The following is an 18,686-nucleotide window of genomic DNA, read 5'->3' on the forward strand; positions in this document are numbered from 1 at the left end:
TTCTATGTAATTGCTCAAAATATGAAAAAAAATAGATAATAATAAGCTGTAAAATATATAATTTTATATAATCAATAGCTAGAAGTGTTTTTGTGACGTATAACGCTAAAATGCTGCATCTTGTTTATTGTTAAAGATTTTGTCAATTTGTAAAGGCGGCGTACCGTATTATATTAAATATGGGAAATAAAAAAAGATAACTATGAAATCAAGTAATATTATTATTGCATGCATTGGAGGGATTGCATTGATTATTTTTTCTTTAATACTTAGTAATGCATATAAGTATAAGTATCGTGTTAATAACACAATAAATGTAACTGGAAATGCTAAAAAAGACTTTGAGTCAGATATCGTAAAGTGGTCGGCAGATTATAGTCGTAAGTCTATGGATTTAAGTCAGGCATCTGAACAGCTTAGACAAGACAGAGAGTTGGTTAAACAGTTCTTAGTAGGGCAGGGAATTGATGCGAAAGAAATTCTCTTTAATGCAGTTAACATTAATAGAGAGTTTTCTTATCATTCTGATGGAAATGGCAATAGTTATAATACGTTTACAGGATATAGTTTATCACAGAATGTAAGTGTAGAGTCTAAGGAATTGGATAAAGTTGATAATGCTTCTCGCGAGATTTCAACGCTAATCTCTCAGGGCTTGGAACTCAGTTCAAATACGCCTAATTATTATTATTCGCGCTTAGAGGATTTGAAGTTGGAACTTATATCACAGGCTTCGGATAATGCGAAACAGCGTGCTGAAAATATTGCTAAACAAGCGGGTTCTTCGTTGGGAAGTTTAGTGCGTGCTGATTTGGGTATTTTTCAAATTACCGGACAAAATGATAATGAAGAGTATTCATATGGAGGGGTATTTAATACCACTTCGCGCAATAAAACGGCTAATATTACGGTAAAAACAAGTTACGGAACCAATTAAGGGTTCCGTAGTTTATTATACATTCTTATTGTTCTTTTTTCTCCTCTATTTCGAAAACTGAATCTATCTCCCAATTCTCTTTATCTTTCGAAGCTTTTACAGCAAGTTGGTCACAGCGTTCGTTTAAAGGGTGGCCTGCGTGTCCTTTTACCCAAACTAGTTTCACTTGATGGTGTTTATACAGGTTCATTAAACGAAGCCATAGGTCTTTGTTTTTTTTGCCTTGAAAACCTTTTTTCATCCATCCGTATACCCATTTCTTATCTATAGCATCAATTACATATTTAGAATCTGAGTAAATAGTGACTTGTTGGTTTATACTCTTTAGGGCTTCCAGTCCAACAATAACAGCCATGAGCTCCATTCTGTTATTTGTTGTGCGACGGAAACCACCCATAAATTCTTTTTCAATGAGTTTTCCTCGGTATAAGGCATTATCACCCTGGTATATTGTCCTTAAAATAGTGCCATATCCTCCAGGCCCAGGGTTTCCACTTGACGCCCCATCTGTATACAGTTCGATCATTCCCTCAAAAGTACTGAAATAATCAATTTAATAAAGTATTTAAAAGAATCAATTGCTCTATCTATAAGTTTTTACCCCGTTTAATGAGATGATCAAGTCTGCATTTTTTTATTTTCAAGTACATAAAAAACGATTAAATATCTAAATTTATTTATATTCAGCTTTTATTATTAAAAGTCAACCATTATGTGGTTGGTTAATACACTAACTATTGGGAAAAAGCTAATATGAAAATAAAAAACAGTTTGTTGTTGTCTTTACTTTTGGCATCTTTTACAAATGGAGTATCTGCTCAAACGACTACCGAATTACCGATTTCCGAAAAAATGGAATGGTTTGATGATGCTAAATTAGGTATTTTTATCCATTGGGGAATATATGCTGTGGATGGTTTATCCGAATCTTGGTCGTTCTTTAATAACTATACTAGTCATGAAAACTATCTTAAACAATTAAATGGTTTTACAGCGGAAAATTATCAACCGCAAGACTGGGTTAAGCTTATAAAGGAGGCAGGGGCTAAGTATGCTGTTATTACTTCTAAGCATCATGATGGTGTTTCTCTTTGGGATAGTCAGGCTGCAGAAGCATTGACCACAGTAAGACACACAGCAGCGAAGCGCGATGTATTGACACCTTTTATAGAGGAATTGAAAAAAACAGGTTTAAAAACTGGATTGTATTATTCGCTACCTGATTGGAGTCATCCCTATTATGATATAAAAACAAGAGTTCGAAAACGTTATGAATTGGCGGCTGAGCCAAAATTGTGGAATAAGTATGTGCATTATTATCAGCAGCAACTAGAAGAACTATCGCAGCAATATTCTCCTGATTTATTATGGTTTGATGGAGATTGGGAGCATAGTGCCACAGAATGGGAGGCTACCGGAACGATGAAACTTCTGCGGAATTATAATCCAAATATTATTGTCAATTCGAGACTCCATGGACAAGGTGATTATGAGACACCTGAGCAGGGTATTCCTGTTGTAAAGCCCGCAAGCCGTTATTGGGAATTGTGCTATACAATGAATGATTCTTGGGGCTATCAACCTTTTGACAAACATTATAAAACGCCAAATATGATTGTACGTACATTGGTGGATTGTATTGCTATGGGAGGGAATCTTTTATTAGATATAGGACCGAAAGCCGATGGTAGTATTCCGTCAGAACAAGTAGCAATCTTAAAAGAGCTAAAGCGTTGGACAGGTAAATATCACGAAGCTATCTATGGTACAAAAGCAGGAGTTGAAGATAAATACCTTCGCGATAAAAATGCTTTCTCTAAGGATGGTAAAACGCTTTTTATCTACTTGGATGAGGTGAAAAGTAGTTTAGATATTGCAGGTCTACATACAAAGCCCGAATCAGTCCGTCTGGTAGCTAATAATAAAAAAATAGATTTTACGCACAGTGAGGGTAATTTAAGAGCATTTTTAGATCAAGCTGATTTTGATCTGGCTGTTACCGTTGTAGCTGTAGACTTTAAAGAGAAACCAAACTTTACTTTGGATAAGAAAAGTGAGCAACCAACCTTGCTGAGGCTCGCTCAAAAAGGAACAGATGAGGAACAGATAGATTATTTGGTTAAATGGACTGATTACGGTTCAAATCTGTTCGCAGAAAAATTAAGTGTCGATGCTGAGTATTTGGACGAAAGTATTGTCTTTGAATCATCCAATGTGAAAGATTGGGTGCGCAAACATGCTGAGGTATTAAGTTATGCAAATCCAGGAATGGAAGATGGTCATTATGCAGGTTATTCAGCACTGTCAGAAGATAAGCAAACTCTTTATTTATTCGTAAAAGGTAAACCTACCGGACCCATAGCAGTTAAAGGGCTTAAAAATACCATTGCTCGTATTCGTATAGTTGGTGAAGGGTCCATGATAGAACACAGTATATATAATAAATTGTACTGGAGTTCGACTCCTGGAATTGTTTATATAGATATTCCTGAATCTCGACTTGACGAAAATGTCACTGTTATAGCTGTACTATTAGATAAGCCTATTGATTTGTATCGAGAAGAAGTTAAGGCAATAGAGAGTAATTTGTAATGTTAGAGCTTAGTGATAAAAAGCGTCTTTTATAAAAACAGGTGTTTTTTATCACTATATTTTGTTATACACCTAGTCGATAGGTAAGTCGTATTTCTTGCGGAGCGGGCGGACAAGGTAAGATGTTGAAATAACAATCAGCAAACCTATTAGACACCCTATCCCAACAGAAACTGATCGGAGGATTGGTGTGTATGATAAGTCGGCTCCATGATTTGGGATCATAATTACTAAAAGAGCAACTATAGCGACTCTTGCCATATTCATGATATTAAATAGGCGGCAGACAAGAATTGTGATAACGATACCTACCATAATGACAAAAAATGAATCGCCATAGGTTAATATACAAAGGAGAGCTACAGTAGAGCCAACGAAGTTAGACTTGAATCGTTCGATAGATAATCTTTTTGAGTCTTTTTCTTCCGGAGAAATTACGAGCATAATGGAAAGGAACGACCAAAATAACTCAAATTCGGTTACCCGTGTATACAAAAGATAGCCTATTACAAAGCCGATCATACAACGAATGATATAAATAAGTACATGGGAGGCGACACTACGTTTGATGAACGAGTCAAGCATAGGGGTAAGGGTGTTTTTTTATAGTTGTTATTAAAATTAAATATTTAAAAGAATAAAGGCGGAAATTTATCTCCGCCTTTATTCTTAATCTAAATTGCTTGTTAAATCAATCGGTTTTTTTACTTTTTGATCTAATAAACTGAGTTCGATAACTTCTGACATGTAAGTAACATAGTGAAATGTGAGATCTTTTATATAATCTTCTTTAATCTCCAAAATGTCCTTTTCATTAGCCTTGCATAAAATGATTTCTTTGATGTTTGCCCGTTTTGCTGCGAGTATTTTTTCCTTTATTCCACCAACAGGAAGTACACGTCCCCGTAGTGTTATTTCGCCTGTCATAGCTAACTTTTCTTTTACTTTTCTTTGTGTGAAAAGTGAAGTTAAAGCTGTTAACATGGTTATGCCTGCAGATGGACCGTCTTTAGGTGTTGCCCCTGCAGGTACGTGAATGTTTACATCCCATTTGTCAAATACTCTATAGTCGATACCGAATTGATCGGCATGCGAACGTAGGTAAGCCATTGCTAGAGCTGCCGACTCTTTCATCACATCACCTAAATTACCTGTTAAGCTTAATTTTCCTTTACCTGGACTTAGGCTTGATTCAATAAATAGGATATCACCTCCAACTGAGGTCCAAGCTAATCCTGTTACCACTCCCGCAACTTCATTGTCTTCGTAAAGATCTTTGTCAAAGATTGGTGCTCCTAAAATTTCGAGTACCATAGCCGGATCTATTTTAGGATTATATTCCCTTTCCATAACGATACGCGTTGCCACACCGCGTACGATAGAGCCTATTTTCTTTTCTAGTCCTCTTACACCTGATTCACGGGTATATTCTTCGATTATTTTTTCGATCACTTTGTTGTTTAACGATGCTTGTTTGCGTGTTAAACCGTGGAGTTCAAGTTGTTTTGGAAGAAGGTGTTTTTTTGCTATTTCAATTTTTTCTTCGATAGTATAGCCATTTACTTCAATAATCTCCATTCGATCAAGCAGCGCGGGCTGTATACTGTTTAAAGAGTTTGCTGTTGCAATGAACATTATTTTTGAAAGGTCATATTCCATTTCTACATAATGGTCATAAAAACTAGTATTTTGTTCCGGATCTAAAACTTCCAATAGGGCAGAAGAAGGGTCTCCTTTAAAATCTGCTCCTAGTTTATCGATTTCATCTAAAACAAAGACAGGATTAGATGCGCCCGCCTTTTTCAGGGATTGTATGATTCGTCCGGGCATAGCACCTATATATGTTTTTCGGTGCCCTCTTATCTCCGCTTCATCTCGTACCCCTCCTAATGCCATACGGGTATATTTACGGCCAAGTGCTTTTGCTATGGATTTTCCAAGTGAAGTTTTACCAACTCCCGGGGGGCCTACTAAGCATAAAATAGGCGCACGCATATCATTTTTAAGTTTTAAAACAGCTAAATATTCAATGATGCGTTGCTTCACTTTTTCTAGACCATAATGATCTTTATCCAATACTTTAACAGCTCGGTTTAGATCAAAATTATCTTTGGTAAACTCAGCCCATGGCAAGTCTAGTAAGAGTTCTAGATAGTTTATTTGCACAGAATAATCTGCAGCAGCAGGGTTGATGCGTCCAAGTTTTTCTAACTCTTTGTCAAAATGTTTTTGAACGTCTTCCGGCCACTTTTTACTTCTAGAGCGTTTGTGTAGTTCTTCTATTTCTAAATCAGGTGTGTTTCCCCCCAACTCTTCCTGTATAGTTTTTAACTGTTGGCTTAAGAAATAATCACGCTGTTGTTTGTCAAGATCTATACGGACTTTGTTCTGAATTTGGTTCTTCAGCTCTAGCATCTGTATTTCAGTAGTCAGATGTTCAAGTAAATTTTTTGCTCTTTTAACAAAGTCTTTTGTTTCGAGTAGGGTTTGTTTTTGTTCTGTTTCTAACGATAAATTGGAAGATATAAAGTTTACCAAAAATGTTGGGCTCTCAATGTTTTTGATTGCCAAACCTGCTTCACTTGGTAAATTCGGAGACAGCTGAATAATTTGTAACGCTAATTCTTTAATAGATGAAATTAAAGCCTTAAACTCTTTGCTGGATACTTTTGGCTTATCTTCTGGGACACGTTCTACTCTACCTTTTAAATAAGGCTCTGTAGAAACAATTTCCTCTATTTTAAAACGTTGTTTCCCTTGTATAATTACCGTTGTATTGCCATCAGGCATTTGCAATATTTTAATAATATTTGCAACTGTCCCTACCTTGTTAAGTTGTTCTAGAGTAGGGTCTTCCGTATTCATGTCTTTTTGTGCAACCACACCTATAGTGCGGTCTCCTTTGTAAGCCTCCTTAATTAATTTTATCGATTTATCTCGACCAACTGTTATAGGGATTACAACTCCAGGAAATAAAACTGTATTGCGTAAGGGAAGTATCGGTAAAACTTCAGGGATATCAGCTTTGCTCATTTCTTCTTCATCTTGAGAACTTAATAGTGGAAAAAATTCCGTATCCTCATTTATGACAGATAGTACATGGTTGATATCAAACGTGTCGTTTTTGTTCATATATATATGTGTTAACCCGACAAGATGTCAGATTTTTTGCTATTACTTATAATATTCAAATAGTTACTCTATAATTGCAAGAGCAATGCCAAATTAAAAAAAATGCTATTTCTGCAAACAAATTAAGAGAGTGTGTTATTATTTTGATAATGCAAAGATGAACATTTGAATGCATTTTTTGTGTAAAATGTGGAAATGTTAATAACTTCGTATTGTACAGATGAAATAAATAGTAGAATTTTACTTATATGTAAATTTTGCATATTTTGGCATGTAGTGATATATTGGATTGTAAAGTTAATCAGCAGTATTAACAATGAGAACTGCTAATTAATAATAATATTTACACAGTAAGGGAAAAACAGAGCTTTTGCGAGCTCATGAAATAAATAAATACATATGAAGCGTATATTTTTGAGTAAAGAAATGAGAAGTATCAGGATAGGAGTTACGTCATTGGCTTTAGCTTTAATGACATTGGCTGCTCAAGGGCAGGAAAAAGCAGAACATAAAAATGCAAATGTTCGTCTAGCGGATAAAGCTTTATCTGCCGGTAATTTTAAAGAAGCTGAAAAACATTTGCTTAAAGCTTTACCAGAAGAAAGCAAAGACCCTGATGTACAGTATTTATTGGGCTACTCGCAGTTTCATAACGGTAACTTTAAGTCTGCTATCAGTACTTTTGAAACCGTATTGACTATTGAGCCTAGACATACCTCAGCGTTATATTATAAAGGTATGGCAGCTACAAAATTAGCGGTTGAGCCTAATAGTAAATTAAGCGCTACAATAAAAGAAAAATATCTAAAAACGGCTATCGAAGATTATAGTAAAGCTATTGCAATTGACGCAAACGACCCTAAACTATATCAGAACAGAGCAATCGCTTACCGTGATTTGGGTATTTTGAAAGGAACAAAAGAGATGGATAATTATAATAAAGATCAAGCAACAGATGCTTATAACAAAGCCGTTATCGATTACGAGAAGGTATTAAGCTATGATGCATCCCGTAAAGATATTCAGACAGAAGTAAAAAAAGCACAAGTCTATAGAGACAATTTGAAATAGTAACCTTTAAAAGGCGGTGTATATTACACCGCTTTTTTTTGTCTATTTAATTTCAAACTCAGCATATGCATGCAATGTTTTTTTAGGTGCTTGTTGTTTTTCTTTGAAATAATATTTAACCACCCTATATTTTCCTTTTTGAAAACTATATTGATCTGGAAATAACGGAATAATAAAATCACTGCTTTGTCCTGAAGCCAAACTATATCCTATATCTGGTGTGACAATAGGTTGTGGATATACTATTTTCTTCCAGTTATCTCTTGTCCAGTACATTAATTCATGATGAAGACCTGTCTGTATTTTTTCTTCACTATAGTTAAATAAACGCAGTCGTATAGTGTCGGGAATAGTCTCTTTTATAATATCTGTATTTACGACAATAGCTTTTACTTGTTCATTTCCATTGTTTTTGGTTATTGGTTTTAGTGTTAATGTCGGCATATTAAATATGTCGTTACTATAGTTTCTTATTTGTGAACCGCTTATTTTATTAATATTTTTAGGGCGTGGTATTTTAGCTTTATCCGTCGAAAGCTCTGTACTGTCTAGTGTATCTTCAATAGTAGGAGGTTGTAAACCTTTATTTGGTTGTTTATTGCTGTCTCGGTCGGTACTTTTATTTGGTACGCAACCCAGCGCAAATATCAACGAAGCGGCTGTGTATAGAATGATATGTCTTTTCATATGTAATTATTAATCTCTTATTCATTCTTAATTAAACTCTTGAAACAAATATAAAATATTCAGGAGTTAGTAAGCCTTATTGTCCTTATACCTATCTTATGGAATATTCATGTGTTATTGTATTAATGAAAACACGAAAACTTCATATGTTTGGAGGACTGCTTTATTTTATGATGATAAAACATAACCAAATCCATACTAGTAAAGATACTCATTTCATTTTTTCTTACTTTTCCGTTTTTTACCCCACCATACATAAAAACCGGTTATTGGCAATGAAGCACATATTAAACTCGCTGTAAAATATAAAACTTTTGTTCCGAACCCTCCTATAAAACCGGTATGTAAAGCATAATTTGAACGTGATATCCACTCTGCTGCGTTGGCATCTTTAATTATTTTTTGTGTACGGGGAAGTAGCTCAAGTGTGTTTCTGTCAAAACTAAGGTCACGCCATCTGCCGCTATGCATATCTGTACAAGCATATACTGTTTTTTCATCTTCTTCAGGAAAATGAATAATGACGGCTTCTTTATTTAATGTAGCTATTTCTTTACGTACTTTATGCCATATACTATCGGCTACAACAAGGGCATCTAAAGGTAGTAATTGTGATTCTTGCTCTACTCTATTTACCTCCTCAGTCTTTGGATGCGTGGGTAAGCCTCCGCTCAGCCACATAATGGTCTGTCGCATCCAAGGAAAAGACATTATTAGGCCGGTAATGGACATCAACAGTGCCAAGGTTAGAGAATAAAAACCAAGTACATTGTGGAGATCGTAATTTATACGTTTCCATTTATTTTTCCAATTTATTGTAAAAGCCTGCTTTAAGTGCCTCTTATTCCATCGTTTGGGCCACCATAGAACAACGCCTGATAAACTAATGAGAAAGAACAGAAAAGTAGCCCAGCCTACAATAGGGCGGCCAATGGTATAGCCTAACCATAAATTGCGATGCCCTTCATCCATGATGTGAAAAATATCCTCATGATCAACTTCTGCCAATATTTCACCTGTATAAGGGTTTAGGTAAATCAATGTGTCACTGTGTTCAATTGAAGCTTTAACTGATTTGTCGAGCCCATAATACCATACGCTAGCCACTTCTTTTTCTGGATACTTTTCTTTTATCTTTTTGTATAATATGCTGGGTGGCGCTTGTTCATCTGTCGAACGTTTATCTACGGTCATATAGGGATATAGGGCTTGCTTAATATCAAGTTCAAAGACAAGAACACAACCTGTTATTGATAGTATGATGACAATTATTCCCGAAATAAGTCCTAACCAAAGATGAAGCCATGCATTGATTTGCAATATGATTTTTTTCATTTTGTATTACTAAAAAGCACCTTATAATTATCGGTAATTATAAGGTGCTCATCTTTTTTATAGCGTTAGTTTAATTTATAAAGCATAGGTGTGTCTCCATCCGCACCTTCAATCTTAGCCCCTTTAGTAAGTTTATCGGTATTTGAGTCATATTCCCAGACGTATACTGCGTCGGCAGTCGGATCGTTTACTGCAATATAGGCTTTCCCCTGATGAACTACTGCAGAACGTGAATTGCCTAATAATGGGAAGTCTAATTTCCGTACAATTTTTTTGGCTTTAATATCTACGACCACATATTGCCACATAGCCGCATACCACCAATCGTTCCATTCTTTAACATGCGTCTTTGTGTCGTGCGCATTAATAAGCAGGACTTTACTGTTACCTAAATCTACTACTCCTAGTTGCTGGTCTCCATTTAATAAATTAGAGATGTTAAAGAAGTAATTTGGATCTAATTTATTATCATTTTTATTTACGCGATAAAATGCAGTTGGCAACTCTTCATAGCCTGCGCCCAACGGAATCGGGTGTGTTAAGATATAGGTATCTCCTTCCGAATCAAGATGACCTAGATAGCCATTTCGTAAAGCACCCAATGGAGCCGATTTGCTATCTTCACCTGTTACTTTAAGGTTTGTTAAGCTCGGGTAATCTAGTTCTGCAGTATATGATTTTCTATTAGTTTTTTGTGTTTCTTCGTTGTACAGGTCAAAACCAATGATTAACTTATTTCCTCTCGGTATTACCGAATAAACACGGCGGTTAAACTTTTCAGGAATATCTTTACGGTCAAACTCTCCACTTTTCGTAACTGCCATATCTTTTACATTGATAATAGCATAGTGATTGCTTCCTCTAGGGCCGACCATAAGGTTCGCATCATCGATCCATATGTGCCAGCCGATATACAGCGATGGAAGATGTGAAAAAGGAATTTCCTTAACAGTTTTCAAAACTCCATCTTCAAAGCGATATTTCCCAAATTTTGAAGCGTCAGGATTAACATGGTAGAAATCTCTTCCTTTTTGAATAATATTCTCTTCCCATGTAAATATAGTTGATACGTTTGTTCCTTGTCCTACTGGAGATATTTTGCCTGACATTAAATCTTGTATCGGTAATAAATATCTACCATTATCCGTACCTATAGCTACAGCAAATTCAGGATCTGCAACTGGGGTAGGGGTATCTCCACCATCTTTATCACTGCTACAGGCTGATAATATAGCAAAAGCACTGAAGCTCAATGCTAATGCACGTACGCTTTTTTTTAAGTAATTTGTTTGCATGATTTTATATGAAATTTAAATTATATCGAAACTTTAAAGAAACTGATCGTCCAGGCTTTTGCAGTTTGGCATTATCGTATGCAATACGATCTGTGATATTCTTGCCTTCCAATGAAAAGTTATAACGTCCGTTTAAGATAGAGTATGTAACTCCTATATTCTGAATCCATTGAGGAGGTATGTAGAAGTTTGTTGATTTATCTCCTAACTTTGACCAGTTGTAGGAATATTCATTAATAAACTGCATGTACCAGTTGAACTCTAAACGGGTGTTTTTACCTATAAGGTCATCTTGCCCCACTATAAGGTTTGTATTGCCATAGAGCCACGGCTTGTCTGGTATTCTATTTTTGTAAGTTATTTTTGGTCTGTTGGTTCCTTGTACATAACGCTCTCTATCGACAGCACTTTCATAACTTAGGTTAGCGGTGAACCGCAGTAGACTACTGTAGCTATATGTTGTTTCAAATTCAGCACCTTCGACTTTAATACCTCCAAAATTGTAAAATGAACGAAAAGTTCCTGAACCACTACTATTATCTAAGGCGGGGGTACTGTGAATATAATTTTTGGCATTTCTGTAAAAACTACTCACATTAATAGAAAGGTGATGTTTTGGATCAATCTGTTTATTTAAAAATAGCCCTAGGTTATAATTATCACTATTCTCTGGCTCAAGCTTTGGGTTTCCCTGGACTTGCGTGCCGTTGCCAAACAGTTCGACCAAAGTAGGCAACCTGTAGGCATGTTCATAAGATGCTTTTATACCTAAGTCAGGCGTTATGAAAAAACTAGATGCCAACCCATAGCCTAAATAACTCTTTGATTGGTTATTCTTTGTTTCTCCTTCTGCAGCAACGTTACCTGAAAAACTGTAATATTTCCCAAAAGCATTGCTTTTCCATCTTTTGTTGAATAATTCTGTACCGTAATTGAGCCCGATAATATGCTTATTCACGCGATTGCTCTGTTCTTTGCTGTGATTATAAGGGTCTATTTCATCATAACTTTTTCTATAATTACTGTTGTACATATAATTAAAGTTAATGTGGTGTTGATCCGCAGCTTGGTAATTTAAAGTGGCTTGGGCCAGATTGTTATATCCAGAGTAGTGTCGGATTGATTTTTCTGTTCCTAATTCTCCTTTATTTGGGGCATAGTTTTCAGGTTTCCCATTCCAGCGGTAAGTGTTCCAAGAGCTTGTGTCAGTTACCACTGATTTGTCATTTGCAAAATTTGCAAACAGGGATGTAGATAATCCATCAATGAGCAACCTGTTCTTTCGATACCGAATACTCGGTATAAGACTATTGCTCGTCTCATTAACATGACCTATTACTTTTTCTTGGGTGGCCCCCGTCTGCATCTCTTTGTAATTATCATTATATGTTAAACCTACGACAAAAATGTCAGCCCATTTTTTGTTTGATACCCCGGCTTCCAATTGTGTCATATATGATTTGTACCCATCATGGAAACGTCGAGCGGACGACAGCGTGTCAAAACCTGTTAAATCTTCGGTAGGAACCTCCAAGAATACTTTCGCAGCTGGGTTATTACGCATCCTATAATTATTATCTGAATAGTTATAGTAGGAGTTGAAATTCATGTGGATGCCAGACTTTGGTAGTGTATAATTTATACTGGCTGCGCCTCGGTGTGTGTTGAACGAACCTACGCTATAACTCAGGTCAATAGCTTTTCCCAAGTCTTTGTTCGTAATAATATCTACAGCACCACCTAGAGCATCTGTAGCCAGGTGGGGAGGAATCGCTCCTTTATACACTTCGATACGCTTGACTATATTAACAGGTATATTATTAAAAGACATACCGCTACCATAGGCCTCGATCGGAATTCCATCAATAAAAAATTTAACATGATTTCCAGAAAGGCCATTAATAGAAAAAGTATAATTAGAACCTAACCCACCTTCTTCTCTTATTTTAACACCTGTGCTGCGGTTCAGTATCTGGTTAATGTCTACATTGCTATTCGCATAAGATTTTGTTTCGATGACATTTACATTAAAGCCGAGATCACGTACCTTGTTGGCGATACTTTTACCTTGTACGTTCACATTTTCCAATGCTTTATTATTTGTAGTTAATACAAAGTTTAGAGAAGCATTCTGATTGATACGAAGTGTTTGTTGTTTGCTATAGTAACCTAGCGAATTGACTTCGATAGTATATGATCCGGGAGTTATTTTTTCAAAATGATATCTTCCAGTGCTATCGGTAAGAGCTATTTGTTGTGTTTGAACAAGTTTAACAGTAGCTCCCGCAATAGCTCTATTTTCTAATGATACCACTTGCCCGTTAAGCGTTGTTTGCTGCGCATGGGAACGGAAAATAAATAAAAAAACGAATAGGCATAGTGCCCATTTTAAATTACACATCTTATTTAGATTAAATATACATAAGACAGTAGCCTATGTGCTCTTTAACCGAAGGTGTATTGTAAAAGAAAATTTAATTTATTTTATCAAGGCGAAGAATGAAATCAATATCTGGGTCTAGGCTGTGTATGTGCTTCGTTTCACCTGTATTCGGATCGAAGCTCCATAAGCTATGGTTTTCATCTTGACTATCGATTGCTAGGTATACAATATTATCTTCTATCAGTACTGTTTCTTTGCGTGTTCCTTTATCAGCTGGGATATTTATCTTTTCCAAATCTCCTGTTAGGAGATCTACGACATAGTATTCAAATTGAAAAACAAGATGATGCTCTGCGAAGTCTTTGTATTTTTCTTTTTGTTCAGCGCGTATAATTGCTTTTTGCTCCCCAATATACCAGAATCCATAGGCATGATTTCCTATTTTATCTGATATGTTAATCATATAGTTTGTGTCCACCTTATTAGATTTCGCTAACTTTCTGAAAATAGCAGTTGGTAATTGTGTCGTATTTCCTAAAGCGATCCCCGGACAACTCATGAAGTATAAGTCACCTTTCTCGTTTTTAGCCTGATAAGTTTGTACTGTATTTACTCCTCCAGGGTAGGTAGATCGTAAATCTTCCTGTACGACCGGTTCTTTTATTGCTGTAAAATTAAAATTAGCATAATACATTTTATTAGCTGTGGTATAGTCTGTGCTACTTGTAAACTTACTGTAAGAATAACCTATCCAGAGGTTATCTCCTTCTAAATCGGATACACCTATACTTAATATATTATAATCATTTTGAGGTTTAGGAAGGGGTAATATTTCTTTCCGAATTAGTTGTAATGGTTTTGTTTTTAGGATGTGCATATGACCTACACCGTTGTTGTGTAAGTCGACAGTAAACAGTATAAGGGTATCAGACTTATTTTTCCATAGAAAATTATCTATACTTAAGTTTTTAAGCGAAATAGAGTCTTTACCAGCTAGTTGCCCATCCTCATTGAACTCATAATGGACAAAAAAACCATTTCGATAATTATGTTGATAAAATGATCTTTCCTTTTTTATATATTCTCGGTTAAAACCTTGGCTGGGGTTTTTTACATATGTAAATACGGATTCTTCATTAAATTTATCAAATAAAGCAAAACCGGCACTACGATCTTTGTAAAGTAAATATAGCGCATATTCTTTATCTTGAATAGATATTGTTTTTTCTGTGGGTTTATAACACGAAACGAATAAGACCGTTATAAGACCAAAACATATCCCTTTTATTGCACAATTAATTATCTTCATAATACAGCTTTTACTTGTTTATGTTGTCGGAAATTGTTGAAGATAATGACGCCGCATAATTGGAGGTAAATAATTGAGCTCGCTTTCGGAGAAAACCAGTAATTTATTTGTCCGTATATCTTTAGATAAAATATAGACTAAACCACTTTTAAAGTTGAAAACATGACTGCTATCTCGATCCTGTAATGAAAAGTCACGTTTAGGTTTAAATAAAACATTTCCCGAAAGAGAAATACAGCCTTTTTTAAGGTTAATAATTGCCTCACTGTTACTACTTAATAAAACATCAAAAAAGTCTTTTTCTACTAGAATAGGAGATTTTTCTGTATTTGTAGCTTTTACATTATGATCTTCATTAAAAGAATCTTTGGTTAATAATGTAAAGAAGTAAAAGAAAAGAATTAAAATGGCTGCCGCACCAGCAAACGTTCGTACCTTAGTTTGTAATATGAAAGCAGGACGTTTTAAAGGACGCTTACTTTCAGGCTTATTATGAATAGCTTGCCAGATCTCTCCCCCGATTTTAGCTTCTACAGTAGTGTCCGGGATATCGTCCCACTCATCGTTTACTAACCATTCTTCTATAGCAACAATCTCCTCTGGAGTGCAACGTCCTAATTCATATTTTTCCAGAAGAGCTTTATCTACCTTCATATTGCTGTTTTCTACAGATCGGGATGGTGCGTTAAATGATATGAACTACAAAAATACAACTATTTCAAATAACTTTGGTTTTCTTTGAGCTAGATTCATTTGTTTTTTCCGAAGTGTTCGCGTAATGTTACCAAAGCTCTACTGATATGGTATTCAACAGCACGTTCGCTAATCAGGAGCTGTTGTGCAATTTCTTTATTGGTCAAACCTTGATCTCGACTCATTTGGAAAACATGTTTACAACGTTGTGGTAAACTATCTATAATCTGTCGTAGTTTATGCTGCAACTCTTTTATTGACAAACTGTCTTCTTCATATACTGACATGCTCTCTGTGCGTATATAGTCGTGATGCTTTTGTCTTCTCACTTTGTTACGGATATGCTCAAATGTCCGTAATTTTACAGAACGTAATAAATAGCGTTCAACATCTTTAATAGCGAGTACTTCTCTCCGTTCCCATAAAGATTTGAATACGTCTTGAACAATTTCTTTGGCATCCTCTTCATCTTCCGTGGTTTTCAATGCAAATAAGTACATGCGTTGCCAATAGTCCTGAAATAAATCAGCGAAGCTATCGGTCGTTATGGCCATACTATTTTTGTCCTGTGTAGTTTCCAAATCTCTGCAAATATACATTATTTAGAATCTTTATAAATAATGTTTTTGAATTATTTCTTATTGATATAGTAAACAGTTGATTATTGTTATTATCCTCGGTGTTGTCCTTACACCGAGGGGTTAAAATATTTTTTCATCTTAATCACCAAATCTATAATTTAGAGAAAGCAGCACTTTCCTATTATCTGGTCTCAAGGTGTTGTAAATTATTATATTGTCGAAAGTACTTGTGTACTGTGTCTTTGCATTACGAATTATGCCATGAGCTGCTAACTTTACAGTAGCTTTTTCATTAAACATCTTTTTTTCCAAAGCAATGTCTACACCATAGGTTTGTTTATTTTTTCGTGCTCCTGTCGTTATTCCTGAGTTGTAATAAGCCGTGACTTCGGATTGCATACCCCATTTTATTTGTATATTATGTTTAGAGTGTATATTCCAGTTTGTGCCCTTCGTACTTAACGATTGTTCGTCTATTTCTCCCGAGTAATCATTATGGAAAACATTTGCATAATGACTACCGCTCCAATAATTTGTAAATTGATTATTGTACATCCACCCCAAGCTATAATTTCGAAACGAACCAATATTTTCCGGTCTCGTAAATAGTTGATTCGCTGATTCTCCTTGCCTTGTCACATACCGGATAATATCAGAACCTATGCTTATACTCGCTGTGGTGAATAGTTTATTTTTATAGCCATGCCCTAGTTCTATTATATTGCTTTTTTCGGGTTTTAAGTTTGCATTCCCCTCGGTATACGTGAAATAATCGTCATAGATACGGAATATATTTACTTCATGATCGCCGGGGCGCTCAATCCGGCTACTTAGAGAACTACGTATAAAATGAAATTCATTAATATGATATATGGTATATGCATTTGGAAATAAGTCGAACCTATTTTTCTTTAAAACCTGATCTAGCGTACGTTGATCGGCTTTGAAAGCTGTAAATTCCCCACGTAAACCGACCTGATATTCAAAAGAATTGATTTTACCCGTATAAATAAAGTAAGATGCTTGAACATGTTGGCTGTATTTGAAATTATTACTTGCTTTATTATCAATTTGCCAAGTAGCCCCGGTTAGTGTATCGTTGCGCGTATTATTATCAATAGCTAGGTATGAAGCTTTCCAGCCTAATTCTATATGCTGTTCTTTCGATACTGGTAGACTGTAATCTACACGTGCTGCGTAGGTTGTATTCGTCAGATTCTGGATATTGTGTCGGCCTGATTTTGTAGGGCTTTGTTCATTTAAAAAGTTTGTATTCACCCTGTTATCATACTTATTACTGTGGGGTGCATAATCAATATTGGCTTTTAGAAAATGTTTGTCCCGATTATATTTGTGCAGATAATTTATGTTAAAAGTCAGGTTGTTGTAGCCTTCATCAAAACGACTTTTACTATTTGCCTGATTTTGAAATATTGCAGACGGTGATTGCTGCAATTGGTTCAGAATGTCATTTGTTGTTACAAAATTGCCTTTGATCCAATTGAGGCTGGCTTCTATTGTTTGGTTACTATCGGGTTGGAAAAGCAATCCGGTGTGTATGCTGTGGTATTTTGCAGGTTTTGTGTGCATAGATTCGGTCTGCAACTGCCTATTTATCATACTGCCATTTTTATTATTAAAATGACGTTCTATAGTTTTCGAAGCACTAGCTTCTTCGAAGCCCCAGCTCGCATTGGTAAATACATTAATTTTTTGCGTTTTATAGTGTATACCCCCGCCGGTACTACCTTGTGGTTCTCTCGAGGCGCCTCCTCTTAAAAATATATCGCCGCCCCAGCCTGATCGATTATTTTTTTTTGTAATTATATTAATAGCACCTGCACTACCTTCAGCATCTTCTTTTGCAGACGGGCTACTCATGAGCTCGAGGCGAGCTATATCACGTGCCTGTAAGCCTTTTAACATATTGTTCAGCTGGTTACCACTTATATATATGTCACGTCCATCAATTTTTATTTTTGCGCCGGTTCGGCCCTGTATGGAAAAGTTGCCTTTTCCATCCGAGATAACACCTGGTGTTTTTTCCAATAATTCTAAAACATTATTACCTTCCGCACTAATACTACCTTCCACATCAATGACCAATCGGTCGATCTCTTGTTTTAGGGCAGGACGTTTAGCCCGTACATTAAAATTGTCTAGCGTATGTATTTCTTCTAGCAATTGTGCAGGAATGAGTTCTATATAGTCATTTTTTTTAGCATGTATTGTTCTGCTTAATAGCGGTTTGAAGCCAACGTAACTATATTTTATAACGTAGGAACCTTCTTTATCTATGTGAAAAGAAAAATGTCCATTTTCATCACTGTGTGTCTGGCTGTACCTTGTAGAATCAGGAAGAGTTAACAAATTCACGGTAACTTGATGGAGGTTGTTTCCTGAAGTGTTCATTGTTTTTCCAACAATACGTATTTGAGCAAATAATACGCTTGTTGGTAGTAAACTAATAAAAAGTAAAATTAGATAAAATCTCATGTTTTGCGTTAATAACTATATTTGAAATAGAGATTGTCTTTGCTATAAAGCACAAACTCCAGCTTATTAATAAACAGGCTTCCTTTCAGGGAAATCTGTTCTAATGCATTTGTTTAGAATTAATTTAAATAAGCATCTTCAAAGTAAGTTGCCCTAACAGCATTTTACCGAAGGT

General features: G+C 35.6%; 14 protein-coding genes. 3 read left to right on the forward strand and 11 right to left on the reverse strand.

All coding sequences use genetic code 11. From position 1 onward, the window contains the following. Positions 1–202 precede the first annotated feature (202 nt). Positions 203–937, forward strand: a complete 735-nt coding sequence (locus tag ORI89_RS17685; RefSeq protein WP_268231848.1) for an SIMPL domain-containing protein — start codon at positions 203–205, stop codon at positions 935–937. A 25-nt stretch (positions 938–962) separates the two neighbouring features. Here the strand turns inward: ORI89_RS17685 and rnhA are convergent, their stop codons facing one another. Then, entirely contained in the window at positions 963–1,463 is a 501-nt protein-coding gene (gene rnhA, locus ORI89_RS17690) for a ribonuclease HI (protein ID WP_268231849.1), read from the reverse strand. Positions 1,464–1,690: 227 nt separating this feature from the next. Between rnhA and ORI89_RS17695 the strand changes: the two genes are divergently transcribed. Beyond that, positions 1,691–3,529, forward strand: coding sequence for an alpha-L-fucosidase (locus tag ORI89_RS17695; RefSeq protein ID WP_268231850.1), 1,839 nt, complete (start codon positions 1,691–1,693; stop codon positions 3,527–3,529). Positions 3,530–3,601: 72 nt separating this feature from the next. Here the strand turns inward: ORI89_RS17695 and ORI89_RS17700 are convergent, their stop codons facing one another. Both ORI89_RS17700 and lon read right to left on the reverse strand, forming a co-directional pair. Further along, a complete protein-coding gene (locus ORI89_RS17700; RefSeq protein ID WP_268231851.1) occupies positions 3,602–4,051 on the reverse strand; it encodes an FUSC family protein in 450 nt (149 codons plus the stop codon). 147 nt (positions 4,052–4,198) lie between these two features. Further along, positions 4,199–6,661 (reverse strand): endopeptidase La, encoded by a 2,463-nt coding sequence (gene lon, locus ORI89_RS17705; RefSeq protein WP_268231852.1) that lies wholly within the window; start codon positions 6,659–6,661, stop codon positions 4,199–4,201. Positions 6,662–7,060: 399 nt separating this feature from the next. Between lon and ORI89_RS17710 the strand changes: the two genes are divergently transcribed. Next, on the forward strand, positions 7,061–7,732 hold the full coding sequence (locus tag ORI89_RS17710; protein ID WP_268231853.1) for a tetratricopeptide repeat protein: 672 nt from the start codon (positions 7,061–7,063) through the stop codon (positions 7,730–7,732). Between the two features lie 42 nt (positions 7,733–7,774). Here ORI89_RS17710 and ORI89_RS17715 read toward each other — a convergent pair whose 3' ends face one another. From ORI89_RS17715 to ORI89_RS17750, 8 genes are all read right to left on the reverse strand, one after another. Further along, positions 7,775–8,419 (reverse strand): immunoglobulin-like domain-containing protein, encoded by a 645-nt coding sequence (locus ORI89_RS17715; protein ID WP_268231854.1) that lies wholly within the window; start codon positions 8,417–8,419, stop codon positions 7,775–7,777. A 216-nt stretch (positions 8,420–8,635) separates the two neighbouring features. Continuing rightward, a complete protein-coding gene (locus tag ORI89_RS17720; RefSeq protein ID WP_268231855.1) occupies positions 8,636–9,754 on the reverse strand; it encodes a PepSY-associated TM helix domain-containing protein in 1,119 nt (372 codons plus the stop codon). A gap of 65 nt (positions 9,755–9,819) precedes the next feature. After that, on the reverse strand, positions 9,820–11,049 hold the full coding sequence (locus ORI89_RS17725; protein WP_268231856.1) for a hypothetical protein: 1,230 nt from the start codon (positions 11,047–11,049) through the stop codon (positions 9,820–9,822). A gap of 4 nt (positions 11,050–11,053) precedes the next feature. Then, the gene (locus tag ORI89_RS17730; RefSeq protein WP_268231857.1) at positions 11,054–13,450 is read right to left on the reverse strand and encodes a TonB-dependent receptor; all 2,397 of its coding nucleotides are present in this window, start codon (positions 13,448–13,450) and stop codon (positions 11,054–11,056) included. Positions 13,451–13,523: 73 nt separating this feature from the next. Continuing rightward, a complete protein-coding gene (locus ORI89_RS17735) occupies positions 13,524–14,741 on the reverse strand; it encodes a DUF4374 domain-containing protein (protein ID WP_268231858.1) in 1,218 nt (405 codons plus the stop codon). Between the two features lie 18 nt (positions 14,742–14,759). Next, a complete protein-coding gene (locus ORI89_RS17740) occupies positions 14,760–15,395 on the reverse strand; it encodes a hypothetical protein (RefSeq protein WP_268231859.1) in 636 nt (211 codons plus the stop codon). Positions 15,396–15,490: 95 nt separating this feature from the next. After that, on the reverse strand, positions 15,491–16,033 hold the full coding sequence (locus ORI89_RS17745; protein WP_268231860.1) for an RNA polymerase sigma-70 factor: 543 nt from the start codon (positions 16,031–16,033) through the stop codon (positions 15,491–15,493). Between the two features lie 120 nt (positions 16,034–16,153). Beyond that, positions 16,154–18,511, reverse strand: a complete 2,358-nt coding sequence (locus ORI89_RS17750; RefSeq protein ID WP_268231861.1) for an outer membrane beta-barrel family protein — start codon at positions 18,509–18,511, stop codon at positions 16,154–16,156. Positions 18,512–18,686: the final 175 nt, after the last annotated feature.

Origin of the sequence: Sphingobacterium sp. UT-1RO-CII-1, from assembly GCF_026711005.1 — a bacterium.
Classification (GTDB): domain Bacteria; phylum Bacteroidota; class Bacteroidia; order Sphingobacteriales; family Sphingobacteriaceae; genus Sphingobacterium.